Below are 6,362 nucleotides of genomic sequence, written 5' to 3'. Positions count from 1 at the left end.
AACGATCGATTTGGTAAGGCATTCGCCAACACCAGGCGATCAAAACAAACCAAGTAGCGGAGGCAAGGTAAAGAAATCAGAACAGGTAGTTTAGATCGATCGCCAGATAGTAGAAAGTGAGAATGAGAACATCAGTAATCGGTGAAGCTGGCCCGCCCCTTAGACTAGTTACAAGTCTGCTGCGTAGAGTGAGCTTCCCAAAACTAGGGTTTGCCAAAAGTGAACTGCTGCGGACTAAAACTGATTCGGTCGATGCCGCCTTAATTGCGCGTTTTTGCGCGGCAATTAAGCCAGCTCTGTGGAAACCAACAGCCCCCGAAGTCAAGGAATTACAAGCCCTTGTCCGGCGATTGGATTCTTTACAGGAAATGGTTACAGCCGAACAGAACCGTCTGGAAACAGCTACTCCACAAGTAGCTGAACTTACCAAATCCCATTTGGAATACCTCAAACAACAACAAACGCTGATTAAGCAATTAATTAGCGACCATTTCGACCAATATCCTCACTTAAAACAACAACGCGATCTGTTGATATCAATTCCGGGAATTGGCTCACAGACTGCTGCTGTCTTTTTAGCTGCAATTGGTCGGATTGAGGATTACCAAAGTGCTCGTCAACTAGCTGCTCATGCTGGTTTAACTCCCTGTGAACGCTCTAGTGGCACCAGCGTTCATGGCAAAACTCGCTTGTCTTGTACTGGCAATTCTCGACTCCGAAAGGCTCTATTTATGCCTGCTGTTGTCTCGATGCGTCATAATCCCCTGCTCAAAGCTTTTACCGAGCGATTGTTAGATCGTGGCAAGGCTAAAATGCAGGCGATTGGTGCCATCATGCGTAAATTAGTCCATTTGGCTTTTGGTATCTTAAAGTCTCAACAGCCGTTTGACCCTAATTATTTGCTCACCACCCCTTGACTTTCAAGACAGTATCTACGGTCGATGGTGTTTATAGATTCAAATTTGCTTTTGCTACCCAGCTAGGAAATTCTGTTACATAAATCGCTGTTTTATAGCTTTCAATAGTAGCTAAGATCTGATGTCCAGCACTAGTCGAATTATCGTAGAGAATTAATTCATCAACAATCTTGGCAGCTTTACCTAGATTAGCCAAACTGCGTTCATAACGTCACAAAATATCTGCTTTAGGCACATCATGACCACCCATTTTGACTCGACTATAAACCCTTTGCACGTTAGTAACCGGATCGTCAATGCCGACATAAGTTAGACTGACAGACCAACCCAAGGCTTTAACTTCACGCATCAGATTGAGATAAGTGTTACCAGCAAGAGTCGTTTCAACAACAAAACTACAATCTGACTGAATATAAGACCGAGCCAATTCGATCGCCTTGCGTCCCGCAGCTAAAGCAGCAGATTCAGAATTTTCGGGAGCAATATCACGGGCAATGGCATCCGGATCGATTAACGGGATATTAATACTAGAAAGTTTGGTTAGGGTGGATTTTCCGGCTCCATTTGCCCCTGCAACTACCGTTAGTTCTGGCATAGTTTAGATAAGTGCGCCCAGAATTTCTTCAGTGCCATCTTCCCGCAACCGATACTCAAATTTGCGACCATCTGCTTCTTCTCGTACCAGTTTTTTACCAACCATATAATAAATTGGTTCGCCCATCGCTTTGAGTCGGGCAATGTCTTCAGAAACTTGTTGCTGTGCCGCTGATTGCATTTTCTTCGCTCTGACAGCAATATCTTCACCAGGGACGATATTGAAACCAGTATCAGTTTGAGGTTGTGTATAAGTCATAATGCCTTCTCCTTTAACTTATTTTAGATCTAATCTAACTAACACCAATTGCTGTAGGAATCCGATTCGCCAGAGGCGACGCTTCGCGAACGTATATGGCTTGATGCTCTGCTTGAGCAAGTCTAAGATCGTATCCTGCTTGTAAATTCAACCAAAATTGGGCACTGTTACTGAAATAACGAGATAACCGAATCGCTGTATCTGCGCTAATGCCGCGCTTACCATTGATAATCTCACTGATGCGGGTTTGAGCTACCCCGATATCCACACTGAGGCGATAGGGAGTAATATTCAGCGGTTCGAGGAAATCTAGCTTGAGGATTTCGCCAGGATGAATAATGGGTAAACGTTCGGTAGTCATGGTTTGTGCCTGTTAGTGGTAATCAACTATCTCAACATCGATCGCGTTATTTTCAATTGTAAATCTGTCAGGAGAGGACAGCGATCGAAATGCCCCTTCATCAAGTGCAGTTTGATCGACTACATATTCCACCTTAACCTGCTTGCCAATCCGCTCCAACCATTTTCGCTGCGGCGGTGTCCAAGCGCGGCTGGCTAAAATCTGCTTGAGCGATCGATCCACCCGATCGCTATAAGGGATTAGAGCATCCCCCAGAGCTGCTTTACGGATAAACCCAATAATCGAAGCGGCGATATCCTCATTCGTCGCATTCCGCCAAGCTGTTTGTAAATTTACCTGACTATAACCCGCCAGATCCAATGCCAACCGCAGTTCTTTAAGCTGTTGGCGCGTCAATTCGCGGGGGCGTTGGGTGACTACTAATAGAGCGGGAATCAGATTGAGATTATCCCGTAAGAATGCCTCAAAACCATTGAGATAATCTTCAGGACGATTAGCATTCCCATAACCATGCTCAATTCCCCGCAGCTCGTCGGGATGGTGGGATATCAACAGCGGCACTCTCCCCCCATCCTGTCGATCGAGCAATTGGGCGATCTCCCGCCTTTGAGTCAGCCATGTAGCGGCTTCAGTGGGACTAAGGTTGCGGAGATGCTGGGTTAGGTTCTGAACATCCATACCCGCTAATTGTTCGATCGATCCTGTTTGTTCCTGGCTTAAATGTCGTCGCTTGCGGTGCAGCTTGGCAATTAATTGACCGATAATCAGATCGATCGCTTTATCGTCTGTCACCGTATCGAGTTCTATCACCATCTGCTCGAAACTAATCTGGGGATTGACTACCACTGGTTTCATCGTCGAAACTGGCGCGATATTTTCGTACAAATTCACCGCATCAAAGATCCGAAAAATTTCCTTACCAATATCGGGACACAACCGCGTCGCTCTTCCCACCATTTGCTCGTACAGAATCCGCGAATTCACCCGCCGAATAAACACCAGATTGCAAATCTTGTGAATTTCATCGGGAGCATTAATCAAATCGAGTTGTCCCGTAATGCCATCGAACACCTCCACCTCATCGCCCTGCGCCCAAGTAATCCCCGCTGCCGACAGCTCGGTGATAATCCGCATTGGTGGCTCATGGTCGATGAGATAGCCATCAATCACCGCTTCCCGATAGCTGTAGACATAGACAGGATTGCCAAAAATCTGACTCGTATGCAGCGCAGGTGTCGCCGTCAGCCCAATTTTGACCGCATCAAAGAAATCTAGTACCCGCCTGTACTTAGAAATATAGTCATTTAAATCTCGAAAAGTTAACTCAGTGTCACTCATCTCGCGATCGAGTAAATACCCCCGATGGCATTCGTCCACAATGATGCAGTCATACTGTCCAGCGGTGAGTGTCGGCATATCATCTGCGGGGTATAGGAGCCGTTTTAACATCCCTTGAATCGTCGCGATATGGACTTTGGTATCTCTGTCCGGTTCGGTGTCTTTTAGCTCCTTCACATCAAAGATATCGGCAAAGGTTTGAAGATTTTCCATCCGCGTCTCCTTAAATGCACCCTCTGTCTGTTCGCCCAATGCAGATCGATCGACGATAAATAAAATCCGCCGAAACCGTTTAGTTTTCAGCAGTCGATAAACGAGGGTAATACTGGTTTTGGTTTTGCCTGTCCCCGTTGCCATTGCTAGCAAATAAGTCTAAATATCTACCATTTTGCTGGGCATTAGCGATCGATTGTTGGATGACAGGTGCTTTCTGCGCGACTGTCTGGGCTTGAATACCGATTAATTTAGCCTTAATTTCGGCTGCTTCTGCCTCGGCTACTCGTAATAACTCCTCTGCCAGTTGTCTGAGACAAGTATTCGGATCTTCGGCAAAGTGACGCTCTGCCTGAGCACCCAACCGGACGAGTTGTAGGTCATGAGCTTTGAGAAAAGCGAAGTTGGGTGAAACCTGCACGATCAATCGGGGGTATTTTGTCAGTTGCTATTTTATTCCACTTGGAGTGGAATATTTTTACATTTAAAGAAGTTGGAATTTATGCACCGATCTAAACTTTATCGATCGTCCAAATTTTTTGGTATTTGAGTAAGGTTGTGAGTAGATACCGCAAAGGACGCGAAGGAAGAGAGTCTCGTTTATCCACCTGAGAGCGATTAATGACTCACCCAATCTTTAAATAGTTGCCGTTGTCGATCGACATTATTTTCCAATGCTTGTAACTGATATTGCTGAGGTTGTGGCGCAGCCAGAATTACTGGCACTTTCATCAATCGATCAGCATGAAAGATCGTCAGCTCGATCTGTTGTCCGGCTTGATAAAAGCTTAGTCGATCGGTGAGTTTTTCAGCAGTTACTTTAAAGCCATCGATCGCCAGTAATTCATCACCAGGATCAACTCCTGCTAACTGTGCCGGAGAATTAGCTGCCACAGATTTAATTACTTCTCGACCGTTTTCATTTTTAACACTTATCCCTAAATATGGAATAGTTGCTTCGCCATGTTTTAACTCTAATCCAAAGGGAGTTAAGTAATCATTGAATGGTAATTCTTCGATGCCATGAATGTATCGATCGTAAAACTCGGTCAGATCTTCACCAGCAACTGATTCGATCATATTTTTTAATTGGGTTTCGGTAAAACCTATCTCAGCTTTACCAAACTGTTCCCACATCGCGACTAATACATTATCAAAAGATTTCGCTCCATCCGTGCGATCGCGAATCAATAAATCTAGTAATAATGTCACCATCTCGCCTTTGAGATAGTAAGACATTTGCGAATTAGAACTATTCGCATCGGGACGATATAATTTAATCCAGGCATCAAAACTCGACTCGCTTAACGGCTGCACCAATCGTCCTGGAGTCGTTAGATAACGGGTAATTTCTTTGCTGAGTTCGGCCAAGAATTCTTGCTCGTCATAAATCCCTGCACGGCGGGGAATCACCAGATCGTAATAACTAGTCGTCCCTTCGCTAAACCACAACGATGGGGTATAATTTTCCCCTTCATAATCAAATTTTTCGAGCGCAGCCGGACGAATACGCTTGACATTCCACAGATGAAAGAACTCGTGGGCGACTAACTGCATAAAGCGATTGTGTTTCTCGCCACTTTGAAATCCAAAGCGGGGATAGAGCAAAGAACAGCAATTTTTGTGCTCTAAGCCACCACCGCCACTTGGGGAGAGATGCAATAAGAAGATATATTGCTCGTAAGGCAATCCGCCAAAGATTTTTGCTTCGACTTCGATAATTTTTTTGATGTCCGCGATCGCAATTTGTGGATCGAAATTACCTTCACCCCAGACAACTAGTTGATGAGATTTATCTAATACGGTGAAGTCATAAACTTGCTGGTAGCCGATCTCAAATGGGCTATCAACTAAGGTGTCAAAATCATTGGCGAGAAAATTCTGAGGGCTGATTTCGGGTAATGGTGTCGTAATTTGCCAATCGGGATCAGCGGGAATAATCTTGATCTCGATCGGGCAATACTCATAGCCAGGTATATAAAAACATAGTGCAGCGGGATTGAAATAGCCATGAGTCGCATCTAAATGATTCGTGCGCACTGTTAATTCATTGGCAAACATCCGATAACCGATCGCAATTTCACGATGACCATTAGTTTGAATTTGCCAATGATTTTTAGCAATTTTGACAACAGTTAACTTTGTCCCCGCGCTGGTTAATGCGACAAAATCTTGCAATTGTCTGGCATATTCTCGGACTAGATACGAACCTGGCGTCCAGACAGGCATTTTGATATCTAGGACTTGATGATGCCAATTACTGACACTCAAGCTGACTTCAAATAGATGAGTCTGCGGCTGAGGCATGGCGATCTGATAAGCCAATTTCGGCAGATAAACTGGCATTACCGTCGCACTAGTTTCGATAGCTTGAGTCATCTCTTGAGTGTGGGGAGTGGGGGACGGGGAGGCTGAGGGACTGGGAGACTGGGAGCTAGCTATAGCAATCCTATTTGAGTTCCTTGCAGTAACGATAACCTGTAGGGGCGGTGCCTCGTGCCCGCCCTCTAGGGTTTAAGCTTTTCAGTTAGGATCGCTATATCAACTATCAACTATCAACTATCAACTATCAACTATCTACCGATACTCATATTTAACCACCACCGGCTTCACCGACTCTGGAACGAGCGAGTCAGCGCTCTGGGTGGAAATTTCGTGGGAAAATTGCTTAGATTTACCA

At 45.1% G+C, this 6,362-nt stretch carries 6 protein-coding genes and 1 pseudogene; 1 reads left to right on the top strand and 6 read right to left on the bottom strand.

The features are described from left to right. Window positions 1-122 precede the first annotated feature (122 nt). Window positions 123-917, top strand: a complete 795-nt coding sequence (locus RMO27_RS12000) for an IS110 family transposase (RefSeq protein WP_309732724.1) — start codon at window positions 123-125, stop codon at window positions 915-917. Between the two features lie 211 nt (window positions 918-1,128). Here the strand turns inward: RMO27_RS12000 and RMO27_RS11995 are convergent, their stop codons facing one another. The 6 genes and pseudogenes from RMO27_RS11995 to RMO27_RS11970 form a co-directional block, all read right to left on the bottom strand. After that, complete coding sequence (locus tag RMO27_RS11995) at window positions 1,129-1,512, bottom strand: zeta toxin family protein (RefSeq protein WP_309732722.1); 384 nt, start codon at window positions 1,510-1,512, stop codon at window positions 1,129-1,131. A 3-nt stretch (window positions 1,513-1,515) separates the two neighbouring features. Continuing rightward, a complete protein-coding gene (locus RMO27_RS11990) occupies window positions 1,516-1,770 on the bottom strand; it encodes a hypothetical protein (RefSeq protein WP_309732720.1) in 255 nt (84 codons plus the stop codon). A 34-nt stretch (window positions 1,771-1,804) separates the two neighbouring features. After that, window positions 1,805-2,131 carry a HigA family addiction module antitoxin gene (locus RMO27_RS11985; protein WP_309732718.1) on the bottom strand — a complete coding sequence of 109 codons (327 nt, stop codon included), beginning with the start codon at window positions 2,129-2,131 and terminating at the stop codon, window positions 1,805-1,807. Window positions 2,132-2,143: 12 nt separating this feature from the next. After that, window positions 2,144-3,835: pseudogene (locus tag RMO27_RS11980) on the bottom strand (type I restriction-modification enzyme R subunit C-terminal domain-containing protein); the annotation flags it as partial. Beyond that, complete coding sequence (locus tag RMO27_RS11975; protein WP_309732711.1) at window positions 3,762-4,103, bottom strand: hypothetical protein; 342 nt, start codon at window positions 4,101-4,103, stop codon at window positions 3,762-3,764. The gene RMO27_RS11975 and the pseudogene RMO27_RS11980, both read right to left, overlap by 74 nt. Window positions 4,104-4,300: 197 nt before the next feature. Beyond that, entirely contained in the window at window positions 4,301-6,061 is a 1,761-nt protein-coding gene (locus RMO27_RS11970; RefSeq protein WP_309732709.1) for a M61 family metallopeptidase, read from the bottom strand. Window positions 6,062-6,362 lie beyond the last annotated feature (301 nt).

The organism is Chamaesiphon sp. OTE_75_metabat_556 (assembly GCF_031378165.1).
In the GTDB taxonomy this organism is placed as follows: domain Bacteria; phylum Cyanobacteriota; class Cyanobacteriia; order Cyanobacteriales; family Chamaesiphonaceae; genus Chamaesiphon.
The sequence above is the reverse complement of the archived record's forward strand: the minus strand, read 5'-3'. Positions and strand labels throughout refer to the sequence as shown.

Excerpts from the sequence above, each read along its gene's own strand:
- RMO27_RS12000 (WP_309732724.1), top strand. The coding sequence starts at position 123 with ATGAGAACATCAGTAATCGGTGAAGCTGGCCCGCCCCTTAGACTAGTT.
- RMO27_RS11995 (WP_309732722.1), bottom strand. The coding sequence starts at position 1,512 with ATGCCAGAACTAACGGTAGTTGCAGGGGCAAATGGAGCCGGAAAATCC.
- RMO27_RS11990 (WP_309732720.1), bottom strand. The coding sequence starts at position 1,770 with ATGACTTATACACAACCTCAAACTGATACTGGTTTCAATATCGTCCCT.
- RMO27_RS11985 (WP_309732718.1), bottom strand. The coding sequence starts at position 2,131 with ATGACTACCGAACGTTTACCCATTATTCATCCTGGCGAAATCCTCAAG.
- RMO27_RS11970 (WP_309732709.1), bottom strand. The coding sequence starts at position 6,061 with ATGACTCAAGCTATCGAAACTAGTGCGACGGTAATGCCAGTTTATCTG.